13 protein-coding genes are annotated in these 19,996 nt (G+C 72.7%); 9 read left to right on the top strand and 4 right to left on the bottom strand.

Annotation, left to right across the window (positions count from 1 at the left end):
- Nucleotides 1-12 precede the first annotated feature (12 nt).
- Nucleotides 13-2,514: a DNA helicase PcrA gene (gene pcrA, locus NP777_RS13255; protein WP_256650329.1), complete on the top strand. Its 2,502-nt coding sequence runs from the start codon at nucleotides 13-15 to the stop codon at nucleotides 2,512-2,514.
- 71 nt (nucleotides 2,515-2,585) lie between these two features.
- Here pcrA and NP777_RS13260 read toward each other — a convergent pair whose 3' ends face one another.
- Both NP777_RS13260 and NP777_RS48495 read right to left on the bottom strand, forming a co-directional pair.
- Entirely contained in the window at nucleotides 2,586-4,331 is a 1,746-nt protein-coding gene (locus NP777_RS13260) for a M23 family metallopeptidase (RefSeq protein WP_256650330.1), read from the bottom strand.
- Between the two features lie 33 nt (nucleotides 4,332-4,364).
- Nucleotides 4,365-4,865 carry a hypothetical protein gene (locus NP777_RS48495; RefSeq protein ID WP_391858495.1) on the bottom strand — a complete coding sequence of 167 codons (501 nt, stop codon included), beginning with the start codon at nucleotides 4,863-4,865 and terminating at the stop codon, nucleotides 4,365-4,367.
- 411 nt (nucleotides 4,866-5,276) lie between these two features.
- On the opposite strand from NP777_RS48495, the gene NP777_RS13270 reads away from it, so the two are divergent.
- Nucleotides 5,277-5,687, top strand: coding sequence for a cobalamin B12-binding domain-containing protein (locus NP777_RS13270; RefSeq protein WP_256650331.1), 411 nt, complete (start codon nucleotides 5,277-5,279; stop codon nucleotides 5,685-5,687).
- A gap of 240 nt (nucleotides 5,688-5,927) precedes the next feature.
- Here the strand turns inward: NP777_RS13270 and NP777_RS13275 are convergent, their stop codons facing one another.
- Together NP777_RS13275 and NP777_RS13280 are read right to left on the bottom strand one after the other, a co-directional pair.
- Nucleotides 5,928-7,853: a DUF5691 domain-containing protein gene (locus tag NP777_RS13275; protein ID WP_391858496.1), complete on the bottom strand. Its 1,926-nt coding sequence runs from the start codon at nucleotides 7,851-7,853 to the stop codon at nucleotides 5,928-5,930.
- Nucleotides 7,850-9,346: an SWIM zinc finger family protein gene (locus tag NP777_RS13280; RefSeq protein WP_256650332.1), complete on the bottom strand. Its 1,497-nt coding sequence runs from the start codon at nucleotides 9,344-9,346 to the stop codon at nucleotides 7,850-7,852. Before NP777_RS13280 ends, NP777_RS13275 begins: the two co-directional genes overlap by 4 nt.
- A 137-nt stretch (nucleotides 9,347-9,483) precedes the next feature.
- On the opposite strand from NP777_RS13280, the gene NP777_RS13285 reads away from it, so the two are divergent.
- The 7 genes from NP777_RS13285 (at nucleotide 9,484) to sucD (ending at nucleotide 19,887) form a co-directional block, all read left to right on the top strand.
- A complete protein-coding gene (locus tag NP777_RS13285; RefSeq protein WP_391858497.1) occupies nucleotides 9,484-10,629 on the top strand; it encodes an ATP-binding protein in 1,146 nt (381 codons plus the stop codon).
- Entirely contained in the window at nucleotides 10,626-13,385 is a 2,760-nt protein-coding gene (locus NP777_RS13290; protein WP_256650333.1) for a DUF5682 family protein, read from the top strand. The genes NP777_RS13285 and NP777_RS13290 overlap by 4 nt, the downstream gene beginning before the upstream one ends.
- Complete coding sequence (locus NP777_RS13295; protein ID WP_256650334.1) at nucleotides 13,382-14,761, top strand: VWA domain-containing protein; 1,380 nt, start codon at nucleotides 13,382-13,384, stop codon at nucleotides 14,759-14,761. The genes NP777_RS13290 and NP777_RS13295 overlap by 4 nt, the downstream gene beginning before the upstream one ends.
- A 168-nt stretch (nucleotides 14,762-14,929) precedes the next feature.
- Nucleotides 14,930-15,826 carry a hypothetical protein gene (locus NP777_RS13300; RefSeq protein ID WP_256650335.1) on the top strand — a complete coding sequence of 299 codons (897 nt, stop codon included), beginning with the start codon at nucleotides 14,930-14,932 and terminating at the stop codon, nucleotides 15,824-15,826.
- Between the two features lie 98 nt (nucleotides 15,827-15,924).
- Nucleotides 15,925-17,460, top strand: coding sequence for a hypothetical protein (locus NP777_RS13305; RefSeq protein ID WP_256650336.1), 1,536 nt, complete (start codon nucleotides 15,925-15,927; stop codon nucleotides 17,458-17,460).
- A gap of 348 nt (nucleotides 17,461-17,808) precedes the next feature.
- On the top strand, nucleotides 17,809-18,981 hold the full coding sequence (sucC, locus tag NP777_RS13310; RefSeq protein ID WP_256650337.1) for an ADP-forming succinate--CoA ligase subunit beta: 1,173 nt from the start codon (nucleotides 17,809-17,811) through the stop codon (nucleotides 18,979-18,981).
- A 21-nt stretch (nucleotides 18,982-19,002) separates the two neighbouring features.
- Nucleotides 19,003-19,887: a succinate--CoA ligase subunit alpha gene (gene sucD, locus NP777_RS13315; RefSeq protein WP_256650338.1), complete on the top strand. Its 885-nt coding sequence runs from the start codon at nucleotides 19,003-19,005 to the stop codon at nucleotides 19,885-19,887.
- Nucleotides 19,888-19,996 lie beyond the last annotated feature (109 nt).

The raw sequence follows: 19,996 nt of genomic DNA on the forward strand, positions 1-19,996 counted from the left end.
ACTCGGGGAGCGATGAGCAGCCTCTTTGACGACAGCTTCCTGGCGGACCTCGGGCCTCCTTCGGACGAGGAGCGGCCACCGCCGCCCGAGGAATCGGCACACCCTGGTCACGGCGGTGCCGAGGACGTGCCGCATCACCTCTTCAGCGGCGATTTCGACGCGCCCGTGCCCCGGGAGGCCCACTACCGGGACGGCGCGGCGCGGCCCGCCGTGGACCCGTCCGCCCTGCTCGAGGGGTTGAACGAGCAGCAGAGGGCCGCCGTGGAGCACACCGGCTCGCCGCTGCTGATCGTCGCGGGTGCCGGCTCCGGCAAGACCCGGGTGCTCACCCACCGCATCGCCTATCTGCTCGGCGCCCGCTCCACCCACCCCGGCCAGATCCTCGCCATCACCTTCACCAACAAGGCGGCGGGCGAGATGAAGGAGCGGGTCGAGGAGCTCGTCGGCCCGCGGGCCAATGCCATGTGGGTGTCGACCTTCCACAGCGCCTGCGTCCGCATCCTGCGCCGGGAGTCGAAGAGGCTGGGCTTCACCTCGTCGTTCTCGATCTACGACGCGGCCGACTCCAAGCGGCTGATGGCGCTGGTCTGCCGGGATCTGGATCTCGACCCCAAGCGGTTCCCACCGAAGTCCTTCAGCGCCAAGATCTCCAACCTCAAGAACGAGCTGATCGACGAGGAGACCTTCACCGGGCAGGCCGCAGGGGGCACCTCCCGGACGGAGTCTGGGGGAGGCTTCGAGAAGACGCTGGCCGAGGCGTACGTGATGTACCAGGCGCGGCTGCGCGAGGCCAACGCGCTGGACTTCGACGACATCATCATGACCACGGTCAATCTGCTCCAGGCGTTCCCGGACGTCGCCGAGCACTACCGCCGCCGCTTCCGGCACGTACTCGTCGACGAGTACCAGGACACCAACCACGCGCAGTACACACTCGTGCGCGAGCTGGTGGGCACCGACACCGAGGAGACCACGGCCGCCGAGCTGTGCGTGGTGGGCGACGCCGACCAGTCGATCTACGCCTTCCGGGGCGCCACGATCCGTAACATCCTCCAGTTCGAGGAGGACTACCCCACCGCCCGGACGATCCTCCTCGAGCAGAACTACCGCTCGACCCAGACCATCCTGAGCGCGGCCAACGCCGTCATCGAGCGCAATGAGAACCGCCGCCCGAAGAACCTGTGGACGGACGCCGGCGCCGGGGCCGAGATCACCGGCTATGTGGCCGACACCGAGCACGACGAGGCCCAGTTCGTCGCCGACGAGATCGACCGGCTGACGGACGCGGGCGACGCCAAGGCCGGGGACGTGGCGGTCTTCTACCGCACCAACGCCCAGTCCCGTGTCTTCGAAGAGGTCTTCATCCGCGTCGGGCTGCCGTACAAGGTCGTCGGCGGTGTGCGGTTCTACGAGCGCAAGGAGGTCCGGGACGTCCTCGCCTATCTGCGGGTGCTGGCCAACCCCGAGGACTCCGTCCCGCTCCGCCGGATCCTGAACGTGCCCAAGCGCGGTATCGGCGAGCGCGCGGAGGCCATGATCGACGCGCTGTCGCTGCGCGAGAAGATCACCTTCCCGCAGGCGTTGCGCCGGGTCGACGAGGCGTACGGCATGGCGGCCCGTTCGGCCAATGCCGTCAAGCGGTTCAACACGCTCATGGAGGAACTGCACACCATCGTGGAGTCCGGGGCGGGCCCGGCCACCGTCCTGGAGGCGGTGCTGGAGCGCACCGGCTATCTGGCCGAGCTCCAGGCGTCCACCGATCCGCAGGACGAGACCCGGATCGAGAACCTCCAGGAGCTCGCCGCCGTGGCGCTGGAGTTCGAGCAGGACCGCGGCGAGGAGAACCCCGGCACCCTCGCGGACTTCCTGGAGCAGGTCGCGCTCGTCGCCGACTCCGACCAGATCCCCGACGAGGACACCGAGGGCTCCGGCGTGATCACGCTGATGACCCTGCACACCGCGAAGGGCCTGGAGTTCCCGGTCGTCTTCCTCAGCGGCCTGGAGGACGGCGTCTTCCCGCATATGCGGGCGCTCGGCCAGACCAAGGAGCTGGAGGAGGAGCGGCGGCTGGCCTACGTGGGGATCACCCGGGCCCGCGAGCGGCTCTATCTGACCCGCTCGACGATGCGCAGCGCCTGGGGACAGCCCGCGTACAACCCGCCGTCCCGCTTCCTGGAGGAGATCCCGGACCAGTACCTGCGCTGGCGGCGCACCGGGCCCGCCACCCCGTCGGCGTCCATGAGCGGCATCGCCTCGACGCCGCCGTCGGGGCTGTCGTCCGGTCTGTCGACGTCGCGTTCGCGCACCGGGGGCAGCGGGTTCGCCACCCGGCGGGCCCAGGAGCGCCCGGTGGTCGCCCTGGCCATCGGCGACCGGGTCACCCATGACTCGTTCGGGCTCGGCACGGTGGTGGCGGTCAAGGGCAGCGGGGACAACGCGGAGGCGACGATCGACTTCGGCGACGAGAAGCCGAAGCGGCTGCTGCTGCGGTACGCACCGGTGGAGAAGCTGTAGCGGGGGGCGGAGTGCTGAGGCCGTAGCGTGCCGGTGGGCGCGCTACGGCGGGCAGAGCCGGCAGGCCCAGGTCAGGTCGGGTCGAGGCCGTGGCCGCGCAGCCAGGGCAGCGGGTCGATGGCCGCGCCACCGGCGGGGTGGACCTCGAAGTGCAGATGCGGGCCGGTGGAGTTACCGGAGTTCCCGGAGTACGCGATGGTCTCCCCGGCCTTGACGGTCCCGGAGCGGATCTTGGCGCTGCTGAGGTGGCAGTACCAGGTCTCCGTGCCGTCCGGGCTGGTCAGAACGACCATATTGCCGTAGGCGTCGTTCCACTGCGTCCTTACGGTGCCGTCGGTGGCGGCCATCACGGGCGTCCCGTAGCTCACCGGGAAGTCGATGCCGGTGTGCACCGACATCCAGTTGATACCGGCCTGGCCGAACTGGGCGCTCAGGCCGTGCTGGGCGACGGGCAGCGCGAACTTCGGGCGCAGCGCCTCCTTGCGCGCCGCCTCGGCCACCTTGCGCTTCTTCTCGGCGGCCTGGCGCGCCTGGAGGTCGATCCGCTCCTGGGTGCGGCTGGCGCGGTCGCGGAAGTCGTCGGCGCCCTCGCGGACCCCGGCGAGCTGGGAGTCCAGTTTGCTGTTGGCGACGGAGGGCTTCACGGGGGCCGCCGCGGCGTCGGGGGCGGCCTGAGTCGTGGACTCGTCCTTCTTGTCGCTCCCCACACCGCTGACCGAGGCGGCGGCCACGGCGGTGACGCCCAGGGCGCAGACGGAGGGGACGGCGACGGTGAGGAGCGCGGAGCGCTTGGGGCGGGGCGAGGGGGTACGGCGGCGGCCGCGGCCCACCTCCCGGCGAGGGGAGGGGGCGGATTCCCGCATGACCGCCGCCTCGGGTTCAGGTTCCGCTTCTGGGGCGGGGCCGTCGTACGGCTGGTCGGGCTCGCTGACCGGCTCGAAGACCGCGGTGTGCTCGAAGGCGCCGGGCTGCTCGGGGATGACGGCCTGCTCGAAGGCGGCCGTCTGGTCGAACGCGGCCGTCTGGTCGAAGGCGTTGGGCTCGTGCTCGGTCTGGTCGAGCCCTGTTTGATCGAAGCCGGAGTGGTGGTCGAGTCCCTGCTGATCGAGACCAGGGTGATGGTCGAACCCCTGCTGGTCGAACCCCGGATGGTTCAGCCCGGACTGGTCGTACCGCGCTTCGTCCACGGTCCCGTAGACGGAGGTGTCCCAGACCTGGGTCTGACCGGTGTCCACGCCCGAGGTGTACGCCTCGGCCTCGTACCCCACCCCGTGGTCCCACTGATCCGGCAGCTCGGTGTGGCCGGTGGCACCCGTGTCCCAGGCGCCGACGTCCCACTGGGCGCCGGTCTCGGCGTCCTGCTGGGCGGGGATGCCGGTCGGCAGGTGATAGCCGGAGGCGGCCCACATCGCGGTGGTGTCGTAGGCGCCGGAGTCGTAATGGGCCGTGTCGTGGTGGCCGGTGTCGTGGTGGGCCGTGTCGTGGCCCACGTCGTAGTGGCCGGTGGCGTACGAGCCGGTCTGGTGGTGCTGGTCGACCGTGGCCCACTGCGAGGCGTCGTACTGACCGCTGTGGGTGCCCTGTCCGCCGTCGTACGCGCCCGGAAGCGCGCCGAAGAGCGGGTCGCCGTCGCCGTAGAGCGGGTCGCCGTCCCCGTAGGCGGTGGCCAGGTGGGCGAAGTTGCCGGTGGAGTACCCGTCGTACCCGACGTAGCCGTGCGCTGTGTCCTGCCGCTGACCGTAAGCCTCGTCGTACGGATACGAGGCGTCGGGAGCGGGGACGGTCGGAGAGGCCCCCGACGGGTGACGGTCGTTCACCACCACTTCTCTTTCGCCTCGGCTGCAGGAGAATTAGCGGCGACTGTACCCGGCGGTACGCGGCAGCGACAATCTTCCGTGAGTTTTGAGCAGCTCGGCAAAGGGCATTTGGCCGTCTTTCGGCTGACTGTACGTGGATCCTTGGCCGGATGTTCGATTGACGTTCGGCAATTCCAGGGCTTCTGAACCATCGGGGACCGCGTCAGAGGCGCCCGTCGGGGCCTCGTTGGAGGCGTCCAGGGCCTCATGGATGCGGGCGGCCACGGAGAAATGCACCGCCAGGGCGAGATGTCCGATTCCGTTGACGCGGATGTTGTGGGAGATCGCATCCGGATGGTCTATCCGGGCCGTCTCCTTCGGGATCATCAACTGATCCACATCGCTCCGGAAAGCGATGAATCGCGTACGGCAATCGGGGGCAGGCCGTCGCAACTCCGTTATCACCGAGGAGTTAGGGCACATCTGACGCACGAGCGGATGTGCGGACAACAGGGGCGCGATGCGGGTGCCGCCGTGCGGGGTGCCGAGCGTCATCAGGGTGTGGACGCGGGCGTCCCCGCCGAGACACTGGACGTGGCTGCGACCGCATCTGGACGTGGCTGCGACCGCATGACGTGGGACCGCCCGTCGCACCGCGGCGCCATGCGGCTCGCGGCGGCGCTGCGCGGTGCGACGGTCCCCGCTGCGGCTCCCCTGATGTGGCCGGCCCGAGCGTATGCGGCGTCCGCGCGGCGGATGCGCGATGCGGATCCGCGGTGTGCGATGCGGATGCGCGGTGTGCGATGCGCGCGGAAGCGGATGCGAGTACGGGTACGGCCTTCAGTGAACGTGTCCCACGTGTGATTTCCCCCTCGCTGTGCGCCGTGAAACTGCCGGGTAGGGGATGCTGGGGATAACGTTCGTTCACGTCGAGGTGGGCGAGGGTGCGACGGCTTGGAGGCTGCGATGGGTGTGACCGGTCCGATCCGTGTGGTGGTGGCCAAGCCGGGGCTGGACGGCCATGACCGTGGTGCGAAGGTGATCGCGCGGGCGCTGCGCGACGCGGGCATGGAGGTCATCTACACCGGGCTCCACCAGACCCCCGAGCAGATTGTCGACACCGCGATCCAGGAGGACGCCGACGCGATCGGGCTGTCCATTCTGTCCGGTGCCCATATGACCCTGTTCGCCAAGGTGCTGGAGCTGCTGCGGGAGCGCGACGCGGAGGACATCAAGGTCTTCGGCGGCGGGATCATCCCCGAGGCGGACATCGCCCCGCTCAAGGAGCAGGGTGTCGCCGAGATCTTCACCCCGGGCGCGACCACGACGTCCATCGTCGACTGGGTCCGCACGAACGTCCGCCCGGTAGCCGCCTGACCCGCCGCACCGCTCTCGCCCCGGGGCCGGTCGCACCGCTCTCGCCCCGGGGCCGGTCGCACCGCTCTCGAATCCGGCCTGAGACCCGGACCCGCCCCGAGCCTGATGCTCGGCTTGCCCCGAGCCCGTCCGGGGTTCCGGGGGATGACCGGATTCCGGAGCCCGATCGGCTCACCGGGCCGGTTCCGGCCGCAAGGTTCCGAGTCCCAGGGCATTCGCGGGGCGGGGCCCGTTGGGGGCTCAGGCCGGGGCGAGTTCGGCTTGCATGGCTGCCCGTAGGCGGAGGGTGCCCACCAGGCGCTGGAACGCCTCCGCCCAGTAGCCTCCGGCTCCCGGGGCCGCTCCTTCCCGCTCGTCCGGTATCGCCGTCAGCACTTCGAGCCGGTCCGCCTGGGTCGGGTCCAGGCAGCGCTCGGCCAGGCCCATGACGCCGCTGAAGCTCCAGGGGTAGCTGCCCGCGTCGCGGGCGATGTCCAGGGCGTCGACGACGGCCCGGCCCAGGGGCTGAGCCCAGGGGACCGCGCATACCCCGAGCAGCCGGAAGGCGTCGGACAGGCCGTGGGAGGCGATGAACTCCGCCACCCACTCCGCCCGTTCCTGGGAGGGCAGCGCGGAGAGCAGCTTCGCCGGGTCGCGCCAGGCGGCGGGGGCCGCTTCCCCGGCGGTGACCGGCGCGACCGCCGGAGTGCCGAGCAGCGCACGGCACCACTCGGCGCCGCGCTGCCGCACGGCGGCCCGGCACCAGGCCGCGTGCAGATCCGCCTGCCAGCCGTCCGCGACGGGCAGCGCCACGATCTCGGCGGGAGCGCGTCCGCCGAACCACTCGCTCCAGCGGTCCAGCGGAGTCGCCTCCACCAACTGACCCAGCCACCACGATCGCGCCCCCCGTCCGGAGGGCGGCTTGGGCACGATGCCGTCGCGCTGCATTCCGCTGTCGCACTCGTCCGGCGGGCGGACGGTTATCCGGGGTGTCCGTCCGGCGGCCGTCGGCTCGTCGCCCGTCAGCCCGTCGGCGATCGATCCCTCGGCCGTCGATCCCTCGGCGGTCAGTCTCTCGGTGGTCAGCCCATCAGGGGCCAGCCCATCAGGGGCCAGCCCATCAGGGGCCAGCCCATCAGGGGTCAGCCCCTTGGTGGTCAGCGCATCAGCGGCCAGCCCATCGGTGGTCAGCGCATCCGCGGTCAGCCCATCGGTGGTCAGCGCATCCGCGGGCGGCTCATCCGCGGTCAGTGACACACAGCCCCGCGACCGCTCGGCCATGCGCGCGGCGAGCGCCGAGCCGGGGAGGGCGGAGAGCAGTTCGGCGGCGGTCGCGCGGACGTTCCGGCTGCGGTCGGACAGCGCCTGTTCGAGGAACGGCTCATCGGACGGGGAGAGATCGTCGCGCAGCGAGTCCAGGAACATCAGCCGGTCCTCGGCCCGCTCGGTCGACCAGGTGCCGCTGAGCAGCGCCAGCCCCGCCGCCGGGTCGCGATGGCGGGCCGTCGCCAGCAGCGACACCCGCTCGGCGAACAACCCCTCCTCCCACAGCCGCTGTTCCTCGTCCGGTGCGGTGGCCGCCTCCGACGGCTCCGGGGGCGATGCGGACGCCCGGCCGGCCGCGCCCCGCAGCGCGAACCTCCAGTCCGGATTGAGCCGGGCCAGCCACAGCGCACGCGGCCCGCCGAGCGTCAGCGCCTCGGCCCGCAGATCGGTGCGGGCGCGGGCCGCGTCGAGCAGCGCCGGGAGCAGCGCGTCCGGCACGCGATAGCCGTGGTGATTGGCCAGCGCGAGCCACTGCGGCAGCAGCTCGGCGAGGTCGGGCGCGGAGCGCGAACCGCCGCGGCCCGGCGCCGAACGGTCGGCGAGCAGCAGGGCCAGCCTGCTGCGGGCGGCCGTGGGCAGCGCCGGCCGCGGATCCTCGGGCGCCCGGTCCGGCCCCGGCCGGGCGGGCGCCGGTCGCAGCCCGGCCCTCCGCCGCACGGTGCTGAGCGCGGCCGCGTCCAGCAGGGCGGACGGCGCGTCCTGCCCGGGGCGCGGCGCGACGGGCGGCGTGCGCCGCTCGGTGCCGAGCAGCGCGGCCGCGACGAGATCGTCCCAGGACGCGCTGGACGCGCTGCTCCCGGCGCTGCTCGACGTGCCGGGAGCGGTGGACGCGCTGGACGCGACGGGCGTCGTACTGGTCAACGGGTGCCTCCCTGCGCCGCTGTGCCGATGAGTGAAACGGGGGTCGGATCCCACGTGGTGATGGGGGAGAAGCCGCGATGGCCGCACTCACCGAAGACGGTGACCGGGCCGCCGCCGGATATCGCCATCAGCTGCCACAGATCGGTGCGCCCCGCGCAGCGTGGATCGACCGGCAGCGCCGAGCCGCTCCGCTCGTCCGCCAGCTGCCATCCGTCGTCCCCCGGGACCGGCACCACATCGGCGAGCACCACCGGCCAGCCGTCCAGCCACGGATCCTCCCCGAGCGCCGCCCCATAGGCCGCGAGCGCGGTCTCGACATCGCACCCGTCGGGGGCGGTCCCGGGCATCTCACACCCCTCGGGGGCCCCGGGCGCATCGCGCCCCTCAACGGCTGGAGGTGCCACGGGGGGCGCGGCCTCGGCCACCTCCTCGTGCCGGGTGCCGAGCGCCGCCCGCAGCGGCCGGGCCGCCGGGTAATACGCGAGGTCGGCGTCGAGCACCAGGCCGGTGGGGAGCGCGAGCTCGGGGGGCCGGCCGGGGGCGCTGAACGAGAGCAGCAGCGCCATACGGTGCGTACGCTCGCCCCGCAGCCAGGTCCGGCGCGTGGTCAGCCTGCCGTCCGTGCCGTCCTGGCGGCCCAGTACCAGCCAGCGGTCCCGGATCGCCTCCTCCGCCGCCAGCAGCTCGGCCACCGGTGTCGTGAGACCCACGCGGGTGCGGGTGGTGGCGGCCAGCTTCTCCGGGAGCCGGTCCAGATGGAGAAAGCCCTGGTTGAGCAGGTGGGCCAGCGCGCACTCCTCCAGCAGCCGGGCGGGCCACCCCGGACCGGACGACGGAATCGCGGCCAGCTCCCGCACCCGCGCCTCCAGACCCGGAGCCTGGGCGTCGACCATCCGCGCGGCCGTCTCGTCCCACGCCCCGTATCCGGCGCGGTCGGCGGCGGCCAGACCGTCGCGGAGCAGATCGGCGAGCCGCCGCTCCAACTCCGTGGCGCCCGCGGCGATCCGCTGGGCCCGCCGCTCGGCGCGGCGGTGCGCCGCCTCCGGATCGGCCGCGCCTCCGCTCCCCCCTTTCCCCGCGCCGTCCCCGGCCCCGCCGCCGGGGCCCGGGCCCCCATCCCGGGCCCCGGCGGCGAGCTTTTCGGCCCGCTCCCGCCGGCCGCCGAGCCACTGCCCGGCCCACTCCGGCGGCTCCCCGTCCGCGGGCACGCCCCCCTCGCCGGACGTCCACAGCAGCAGCAGACCCAGCGCGTGCTTGCACGGGAACTTCCGGCTCGGGCAACTGCACCGATAACCGGGCCCGTTCAGATCGACCACCGTCTGGTACGGCGTGCCGCCGCTGCCCGAGCACAGCCCCCACACCGCCTGCCCGTGCGCGCCCGCGCCCGACCACGTGCCGGCCGCGGCGAGCTTGCCGCCCGCCGTGCGTGACGCGGCGTCAGGAGCCAGGGCCAGCACCTGCTCCGCCGTCCAGCGTTCCCCCTGCGGATTCATGTCTGCGACGGTACGGGCACCCACTGACAATCGCTCTGACCTGCGCGTTCGTTGATGGGCGGCCGGTTGTCAGTGGCGTGGTGCAGTGTGGTTCACGCGTCCGGAAACGGAACGCGGAAACGAGTCGTGGGGGAGCTGTGACCGTCACTGTGCCCGGAACCGAATCCACCGATACGAGCGGGGCGGCAGCGGCCGCCGGAGCCTCGGAAGCGCTGCGTCCACATGCGGAGGACGCCTTCGCCGCCGAGCTGAGCGCGCTGGCCGCCGCCGATGACCGTCCGCGTCCCGCGCGCTGGCGGCTGTCGCCGTGGGCGGTCGCCACCTATCTGCTCGGCGGCACGCTGCCCGACGGCACCGTGATCACCCCCAAGTACGTGGGCCCGCGCCGCATCGTCGAGGTCGCCGTCACCACCCTCGCCACCGACCGCGCCCTGCTGTTGCTGGGCGTGCCCGGCACCGCCAAGACATGGGTCTCGGAGCATCTGGCCGCGGCGGTCAGCGGTGACTCGACCCTGCTGGTCCAGGGCACCGCCGGGACGCCCGAGGAGGCCATCCGGTACGGGTGGGACTACGCCCAGCTCCTCGCCCACGGCCCGAGCCGGGACGCGCTCGTGCCGAGCCCGGTGATGCGCGCGATGGCGGACGGCATGACCGCGCGCGTGGAGGAGCTGACGCGTATCCCGGCCGATGTGCAGGACACGCTCATCACGATCCTCTCCGAGAAGACGCTGCCGGTCCCGGAGCTGGGGGAGGAGGTCCAGGCGGTCCGCGGCTTCAACCTGATCGCGACCGCCAACGACCGGGACCGCGGGGTCAATGAACTCTCCAGCGCCCTGCGCCGCCGCTTCAACACGGTCGTGCTGCCGCTGCCCGCGACCCCGGAGGACGAGGTCGACATCGTCTCCCGCCGCGTCGCCCAGATCGGCCGCTCGCTGGAGCTCCCGGAGCTCCCGGAGGGCGTCGAGGAGATCCGCCGGGTGGTCACGGTCTTCCGTGAGCTGCGCGACGGAGTGACCGGCGACGGCCGTACGAAGCTGAAGTCGCCCTCCGGCACGCTCTCCACGGCCGAGGCCATCTCCGTGGTCACCAGCGGCCTCGCGCTCGCCGCCCACTTCGGCGACGGTGTGCTCAGGGCGGGCGATGTGGCCGCGGGCATCCTGGGCGCGGTCGTCCGCGACCCGGCGGCCGACCGTGTCATCTGGCAGGAGTACCTGGAGACGGTGGTCCGCGAGCGCGACGGCTGGAAGGACTTCTACCGCGCGTGCCGAGAGGTGACCGCATGACGGGCGCCCCACGGGCGCGGGCCACCGGCCCGCTGCTGCTGGGCGTGCGGCACCACGGCCCCGGGTCGGCGCGGGCGGTGCGGGCCGCGCTGGAGGCGTGCCCACCGCGCGTGGTGCTGATCGAGGGGCCTCCGGAAGCAGACGCGATCGTGGGGCTCGCCGCCGAGAAGGACATGCGTCCGCCGGTCGCGCTGCTCGCCCATGCCGCGGACGACCCGGGGCGCGCCGGATTCTGGCCGCTGGCCGGGTTCTCCCCGGAGTGGGCGGCCATCCAGTGGGCGCTGGCCCATGAGGTTCCGGTGCGGTTCATCGACCTCCCGGCGGCCAACACGCTGGCCATGGCGGCGAAGAAGCCACCGGCGGCTGAGCCCGCCCCGGCCGGTCCGCCCGTTTCGATGACCGCGCCCGTCCCGGCGACTGGGGCCGACCCGGCGGCCGCGCCCGCTCCAACCGACCCGGCGGACCCGACGACCGCGTCTGCCGCGGCGAATGAGCCCGCCCCGGCCGGTTCGCCCATCCCGGCGGCCGCGCACGGCCCGGCGGCTGAGCTTGCCCCGGCCGGCCCCTCGGCACCGGCCGGTGTGCCCGGCCCGGCGGCTGAGCCCGGCCCGCTCGATCCGGCGGGCCCGGCCGGCCAAGCCGACCAAGCCGCCTCCGCCCCCGCCTCCGTTGAGCGGCTGCGCGTCGATCCGCTGGCCGTCCTCTCCGAGGCGGCCGGGTACGACGACCCGGAGCGCTGGTGGGAGGACGTCATCGAGCACCGCGGCACCGGCGGTGCGGAGGCGTTCGCGGCCGTGGCGGAGGCCATGGAGGCACTGCGCGCCGAGTACGGGCACGGCGGGCACGAGGACGACGCCGTACGCGAGGCCCATATGCGGCTGCGGCTGCGCGAGGCGCGGCGGGAGTTCGGGGACGAGGTCGCGGTCGTCTGCGGGGCCTGGCACGTACCGGCGCTGGCGGAGCGGACCACCGCGACCGCCGACCGGAAGCTCCTCAAGGGGCTGCCCAAGGTCAAGACCGAGATCAGCTGGGTGCCGTGGACCCACCGGCGGCTGGCCCGGCACAGCGGATACGGGGCGGGCATCACCTCGCCCGGCTGGTACGACCATCTCTTCCACGCCCCGGACCGGCCGGTCGAGCGCTGGCTCACCAAGGTCGCCGGGCTGCTGCGGGACGAGGACTTCGCGGTCTCCTCGGCCCATGTCATCGAGGCCGTAAGGCTCGCCGGAACCCTGGCCGCCATGCGCGGACGTCCGCTCGCCGGGCTCGCCGAGACCATCGACGCCGTAAGGGCGGTGATGTGCGACGGCTCCGATGTGCCGATCGCGCTCGTGCGGGACCGGCTCGTGGTCGGCGACATCCTGGGCGAAGTCCCCGAGTCGGCTCCGGCGGTGCCGCTCCAGCGCGATCTGACGCGCACCCAGCGCTCGCTGCGGCTCAAGCCCGAGGCGCTGGAGCGCGAGCTGGAGCTGGACCTGCGCAAGGACACCGACGCCGGGCGCAGCCGTCTGCTGCACCGGCTGCGGCTGCTCGGGGTCGACTGGGGCACCCCGGCCGTCTCGCGCGGCAGCACCGGCACCTTCAGGGAGACCTGGCGGCTGGGGTGGGAGCCGGAGCTGGCGGTGCGGGTCGCCGAGGCGGGGGTGTGGGGCACCACCGTGCTGTCGGCGGCCACGGCCAAGGCGGAGACCGAGGCCCGGAGCGCCAAGGGGCTCGCCGAGGTGACCGAGCTGGCCGAGCGCTGTCTGCTCGCCGGGCTCTCCGGGGCCCTCCCCGTCGTGATGCGTTCGCTCGCCGACCGGGCCGCGCTCGACGCGGACGTCGGCCATCTCGCCCAGGCCCTGCCCGCCCTGGTGCGCTCGGTGCGCTACGGGGACGTACGGGGCACCGACACGGCCGCGCTCGGCGAGGTCGCGGTGGGTCTGGCCGAGCGGATCCTGGTCGGGCTGCCGCCCGCCTGCGTCGGTCTCGACGCCGACGGCGCCGCCGAGATGCGCCGCCATATGGAGGCCGTGCACCGGGCGATCGCCCTGCTGTCGGAAACAGAGACGGTCAGGACGGAGACGACGGAGACGGAGACGGGGACGGGGACTGGGCCGGAGGCCGGGGCGCGGCCACACGCGCGGACCGACATGTCGACAGCGGACTTGTCGACAACGGAGACGCGGGCAGCCGGGTCCCGCACCGCCGACGGCCTGCGCGCCCGCTGGGCGGCCACGCTGCGCAACCTCGCCGGGCGGGACGGCACCCCCGCCACCCCCGGCCTGATCCGGGGCCGTGCCGCGCGGCTGCTGCTGGACGACGGCCGGCTCGCCGAGGACGAGGCGGCCCGGCTGATGGGGCTCGCGCTCTCGCCCGGCACCCAGCCGCCCGAAGCGGCCTCCTGGATCGAGGGGTTCATCGGCGGCGGCGCGGGCGGCGGCCTGCTGCTCGTCCACGACGAGCGGCTGCTCGGCCTGGTCGACCGCTGGCTGATCTCCGTTCCCGCCGAGGCGTTCACCGACGTCCTGCCGCTGCTGCGGCGCACCTTCTCCGCGTACGACACCGGTGTGCGCCGCACCCTGGGCGAGCTGGTCCGCCGGGGCCCCGCGGCCGACGGGCCCACCGGCGCCGACGGCCAAGGCGCCCCCGCCGCACCCGGCTTCGGCCCCGGCCTTGACCCGGACCGCGCGGCGGCCGTCGTACCGACCGTGCGGCTGCTGCTGGGCCTCGACCCCGCCCCGCACGCCAACGACCCCATGGAGGCAGCCCGATGACGCACGACGCCCCTCACGTCGCTGCCGCTCCCCACGGCGACCCCGCTCCCCACGGCGCCCCCCACGGCGACCCCGCTCCCAACCACGACCACCCCCGGGCCGACCACCCCCGGGCCGACCACCCCCGGGCCGACCACCCCCGGGCCGACCGCCCCCAGGGTGACCACCCCCGGACCGACCAGGAACGGCTGCGGCGCTGGCGGTTGGTGCTCGGCGGCCAGGGCGCCGACGGCACCGGCTGTTCGCTCAGCGGGGCCGACGCCGCCATGGACCGCACGCTCGAGGCCCTCTACGGCTCCGGAGGCGGCGACGGCGCGGGCGGCAGCGGCACGGCCGCCGGGCGCAGCGGCGGCTCCCAGGGCGCCGGGAGCGGTGCGCGCTCCGGCGGGCTCGGCGGCTCCGCGCCCCAAGTGGCGCGCTGGCTCGGTGACATCCGTACGTACTTCCCCACCTCCGTGGTCCAGGTCATGCAGCGCGACGCCATCGACCGGCTGGGGCTGTCCGCCCTGCTGCTGGAGCCGGAGATGCTGGAGGCCGTGGAGGCGGACGTCCATCTCGTGGGCACGCTGCTGTCCCTCAACAAGGCGATGCCGGAGACCACCAAGAACACCGCGCGGGCCGTCGTCCGTAAGGTCGTCGAGGACGTGGAGAAGCGGCTGGCCACCCGCACCCGCGCCACCCTCACCGGAGCGCTCGACCGCTCCGCCCGGATCAGCCGCCCCCGCCACCGGGACATCGACTGGGACCGCACCATCCGGGCCAACCTCAAGAACTACCTGCCCGACCACCGGACGGTCGTCCCCGAGCGGCTCATCGGATACGGCCGGGCGGCGCGCGGGGTGAAGAAGGACGTGGTGCTGTGCGTCGACCAGTCGGGGTCGATGGCCGCGTCCGTGGTCTACGCCTCGGTCTTCGGTGCCGTGCTCGCCTCGATGCGCTCCCTCGCCACCCGGCTGATCGTCTTCGACACCTCCGTGGTCGACCTGACCGAGGAGCTGGACGATCCGGTGGACGTCCTCTTCGGCACCCAACTCGGCGGCGGCACCGACATCAACCGCGCGCTGGCCTACTGCCAGTCGCAGATCACCCGCCCCGCCGACACCGTCGTCGTCCTCATCAGCGACCTCTACGAGGGCGGCATCCGCGAGGAGATGCTGGGCCGGGTCGCCGCGATGAAGGCGTCCGGGGTGCAGTTCGTGGCGCTGCTCGCGCTGTCCGACGAGGGGGCGCCGAGCTACGACCGTGAGCACGCGGCGGCGCTCGCCGCGCTGGGCGCGCCCGCCTTCGCCTGCACCCCCGATCTCTTCCCCGAAGTGATGGCGGCGGCCATCGAACGACGCCAACTGCCTATACCGGACATGGTGATGCATCAGTGATCCGGGGCTTGCGCCGACCCCTGTGGGTCGTGCAAGGATCATCCCCGTCGCCCAGGACATGAATCCAGCCATCCGGTTGGCGATGTCGTCCTGTTCCGGCGGCCCACAAGCCATAACGCCACGCTTACGTGCCCGTTGTACGCCTCGTACTCAGGGAAGGCCCCGCTCGTGTCTGTCACGTCCGCCATGCCTGTCGCCGTGCGCCTGCCGCGCACGGTGGCCGCGCGGCGGGCGCTGCTGGCGGCGCTCTTCCTCGGTGGCTTCCTCGCCCTGGCGTTCCTCTTCGGCGGCAGCGCTCACGCCGCCGAGCGGAGCGACCAGGGCGCCGCCGTCACCGCGACGGGCGAGCAGGCCGGGGCCACGGACGCATCCGGCGTCTCCCGGCTGCTCGACCCCTCGAGTGTCGAGCGGGCGCGGCAGCAGGTGGAGCGGCACACACCGCCGGTGGTGGGGCGCACCACGCACCAGGCCGAGGACGTCGTACGGGAAGCCGTGCGGCCCATCCAGGAGCCGGTCGAGCAGAGCGCGCAGAAGATCACCAAGCCGATAGACGACCTGCTCGGCGGCGCCACCAGCGGTGAGCTGCCGGTGCGCCTTCCCGAGGTCGGCATCGGTGACGCGATCGGCGTGGGCCCCCAGGGCTCCGCGGCGCACCACGGCCCGGCCGCCGAGCACCACGCGGCCAAGGCCGAGCCGGTGACCGTGCACAAGGCGGCGCCCGCCGCACCGGAGCCGATGGGCCCCGGGGCGCGTGCCCAGGCCGTCATGGCCCACCACGACGCGGCCGTCTCCCACGACGGGCACGGGCCCGTCGTCCGGGCGGCCGTCTCCGGCACCACCGGTCCGGACGGTGGCGCTCCGGCGCCGCTGCCCCTTCCGCGGTCCCCGCTCGGGGCCACCTCCCAGTACACCGGCGACAGCGGCGCTTCCCGTGGCGGGAACACCCACGCCGCTCTTCCGCCGTCCGGCGTGCCGTCCTTCGGGCTGAAGCCCGGTACGGTCCGCGCGGAGAGCTCGGCGCCGACGCGCGAGCGGTTCAACGAAGTCCTCGAATTCCCCGGCTAGGGCAGACCTCACCCCCGTCTGTTGAGACCTGCCGCGCGGGGGCGGGTCAGGTCTGCCCGTCCGAAACCCCTCTTGACTTTCGAAGGACTTCCTCCACCATGCGCAACAACCTTCGCCGCTCCATCCTCGTAGCCGCTGCCGCCACCGGTATCTGGGCCCTCGGCTCGGCCGCGGCCTCCGCCGCCGAGAACCCGGCCGTTCCCTCCACCGACGGTGTCACCAGCACCGTGGACGGCGTGACCAAGACGGTGAACAAGACCGTGTCGACCGACAAGGTGACGGAGACGGTCGACGGTGTGACCGGCGGCGTGGCCGACACCTCCAAGGTGACCGACACCGCGAAGAAGACCGTGGACGGCGCCGCCTCCACCGTCGACGGCGTCACCGCCCCGGTGCGGGACCGCGTCCCCGGCGCCGAGAACCTGCCGCGGGTCTCGGATGTCACCAAGACCGTGGAGCACACCACCGATGGCCTGACCGGCGACGTCGCCGGCAAGCCGGACAAGGTCGTCAAGAAGGCCCACAAGGCCGTCAAGGGCGTCGAGAAGACCGTCAAGAAGACCACCAACCTCGACCTGCCCACCGGCGAGGTCCCCGGCGTCGTGCCCAGCCTGCCCGGCCTCGGCTCGCTGCCGACCCTGCCCGACACCTCCACGCTGCCCACCGGCGCGCTGCCGAACGTCGACGGCGTCACGGGCCAGCTGCCCACCGAGCTCCCCGCCACCCCGAAGCTGCCCACCGCCCCGGGCTCGGCCAATGACCTGCTCGCCTCCCTCTCCGGCGCCGGCATCCGCCCGGAGGAGCTGACCGGCAAGGTCCAGGGTGCCGTCGGCACCACCAAGCCGGTCGTCGACGGTGTGGCCTCGGACGTGCTGCCGCCCGCCGGGTACCGCCTCGTGGTCAAGGTCGTCCCGGTCGCCGAGCAGACCGTGGGTGACACCGGTGCGCTGGCCGACGACGCCGTGGCCCGCACCACCCCGTACGTGGACGTCGTGACCGGCAGCGCCGAGGGCTTCGCACTGGGCACCGCCTCCAACGTGGTTCCGGCCGCCCAGGACACCGTCGACCGCCTGGTGCCGGTCGTGGTGAGCGTGCCGTCCACCGCCATTCCGTTCGCGCAGGACGTGGCGGGCACCACCGTGCCGTTCGCCCACGGGCTGGCCACCGGCGTGGTCGCGAACGCCCAGACCACCGTGGGGAACGCCAAGGACGGTGTGCTGAGCCTGCTCCCGGCGGTGCCCACCGACCTGACCGATGTCGCCAACATCCCGGCCCTCCCGGTGCTGCCGGCCGACCTGCCGCAGCTCCCGGCCGACCTCCCGCAGGTCCCCGCCGACCTGCCGCAGCTCCCGGCCGACCTCCCGCAGGTCCCCGCCGACCTCCCGCAGGTCCCGGCTGAGCTGCCCCAGCTGCCGACCGACCTGCCGCAGCTCCCCGCGGACCTGCCGACCGTCCCGGCCGACCTGCCGCAGCTGCCCACCGACCTGCCGCAGCTCCCGACCGTTCCGGCCGACCTGCCGCAGCTCCCCGCCGACCTCCCGCAGGTTCCGGCGGACCTGCCCTCCGTCCCGGTTCAGCTGCCGACCGTTCCGGTTCAGCTGCCGACCGTTCCGGGCACGCTCCCGACCGTCTGATCGCTCCGGCGGGCGTCAGACAGTCAGGCCGTGAAGGCCGTGCAGGCTGCGAAACCGTAAAACCGTAAGGCAAGCGTCGTCGACCGGGCAGCCCTCGTTGGGGAGGGGGCTGCCCGGTTCTCGTATGGAGATAGATGGAAACGGTCGCGATCTGTGACCGTAATCACCGCTCCAGTGTGATCTGCGATTTAGGGCCGCACGGCCCTCGGAGATAACCTGCGAGACGGACATGCCGCGTACCCGGCGAACGTGTGCCGCCCTCGTTATAGATCGCGTCCTCACGCTGCCCCCCGCGGCACGCCCGCGCTGATAACGACCGCGAAATCCATGGAAAAGGGACGGACGCGCGTGGACCTGTTCGAGTACCAGGCGAGGGACCTCTTCGCCAAGCACGGTGTACCGGTGCTGGCCGGTGAAGTCATCGATACGCCTGAGACGGCGCGCGAGGTGACCGAGCGACTGGGCGGCCGCGCGGTCGTCAAGGCGCAGGTCAAGACGGGTGGCCGCGGTAAGGCCGGCGGCGTCAAGCTGGCCTCCGACCCGGATGACGCCGTCGAGAAGGCCGGTCAGATTCTGGGCATGGACATCAAGGGCCACACGGTCCACAAGGTGATGCTGGCCCAGACCGCGGACATCAAGGAGGAGTACTACGTCTCCTTCCTGCTGGACCGCACCAACCGGACCTTCCTCGCCATGGCCTCCGTCGAGGGCGGCGTGGAGATCGAGGTCGTCGCGGAGCAGAACCCCGACGCGCTCGCCAAGATCCCGGTGGACGCCATCGAGGGCGTGACCCAGGAGAAGGCCGCCGAGATCGTCGCCGCCGCGAAGTTCCCGGCCGAGATCGCGGACCAGGTCGTCGCGGTCCTGCAGAAGCTGTGGACCGTCTTCATCAACGAAGACGCCCTGCTCGTCGAGGTCAACCCGCTGGTCAAGACCGAAGACGGCAAGATCATCGCGCTGGACGGCAAGGTCTCCCTGGACGAGAACGCCGCCTTCCGGCAGCCGGAGCACGAGGCGCTCGAGGACAAGGCCGCGGCCAACCCCCTCGAGGCGGCCGCCAAGGCCAAGGGCCTCAACTACGTCAAGCTCGACGGCGAGGTCGGCATCATCGGCAACGGCGCGGGTCTGGTCATGTCCACCCTCGACGTCGTCGCCTACGCCGGTGAGACCCACGGCAACGTCAAGCCCGCCAACTTCCTCGACATCGGTGGTGGCGCATCCGCCGAGGTGATGGCCAACGGTCTCGAGATCATCCTCGGCGACCCGGACGTCAAGTCCGTCTTCGTCAACGTCTTCGGTGGCATCACCGCCTGTGACGCCGTCGCCAACGGCATCGTCCAGGCCCTGGAGCTGCTGAAGTCCAAGGGCGAGGACGTCAGCAAGCCGCTCGTGGTGCGTCTCGACGGCAACAACGCGGAGCTGGGTCGCAAGATCCTCACCGACGCCAACCACCCGCTCGTTCAGCAGGTGGACACCATGGACGGCGCGGCCGAGCGTGCCGCCGAGCTGGCTGCGAAGTAAGGGACGAGGTCACCAGAAACCATGGCTATCTTCCTCACCAAGGAAAGCAAGGTCATCGTCCAGGGGATGACCGGGTCCGAGGGTCAGAAGCACACCCGGCGGATGCTCGCCTCCGGCACCAACATCGTCGGCGGCGTGAACCCGCGCAAGGCCGGCACCTCCGTCGACTTCGACGGCACCGAGGTACCCGTCTTCGGCTCGGTCAAGGAGGCCATCGAGGCCACCGGCGCCGACGTCACGGTCATCTTCGTCCCGGAGAAGTTCACCAAGAGCGCGGTCATCGAGGCGATCGACGCCGAGATCCCGCTCGCCGTGGTGATCACCGAGGGCATCGCCGTCCACGACTCGGCCAACTTCTGGGCCTACGCGGGTAAGAAGGGCAACAAGACGCGCATCATCGGCCCGAACTGCCCGGGTCTGATCACGCCGGGTCAGTCGAACGCGGGCATCATCCCGGCCGACATCACCAAGCCCGGCCGGATCGGTCTGGTGTCGAAGTCCGGCACGCTGACCTACCAGATGATGTACGAGCTGCGGGACATCGGCTTCTCGTCCTGCGTGGGCATCGGCGGTGACCCGATCATCGGCACCACCCACATCGACGCCCTCGCCGCCTTCGAGGCCGACCCCGACACCGACCTGATCGTGATGATCGGCGAGATCGGCGGCGACGCCGAGGAGCGGGCCGCGGACTTCATCAAGGCCAACGTCACCAAGCCGGTCGTCGGCTATGTGGCGGGCTTCACCGCCCCCGAGGGCAAGACGATGGGCCACGCGGGTGCCATCGTCTCCGGCTCCTCCGGCACCGCCCAGGCCAAGAAGGAGGCCCTCGAGGCCGCGGGCGTGAAGGTCGGCAAGACCCCGTCCGAGACCGCGCGCCTGGCGCGTGCCGCGCTGGCCGGCTGACGCCGCCACGGCTCGATGCCGCGGGCCCGTACCACTCCACGGTGGTGCGGGCCCGCGGCGTTCCCGGGCGACGGATACCCGGGCGGAACGCGGCAAGCCACTCATCCGT

The sequence above is a fragment of the Streptomyces rugosispiralis genome (assembly GCF_024505145.1).
GTDB classification, from domain to species: Bacteria; Actinomycetota; Actinomycetes; order Streptomycetales; family Streptomycetaceae; genus Streptomyces; species Streptomyces rugosispiralis.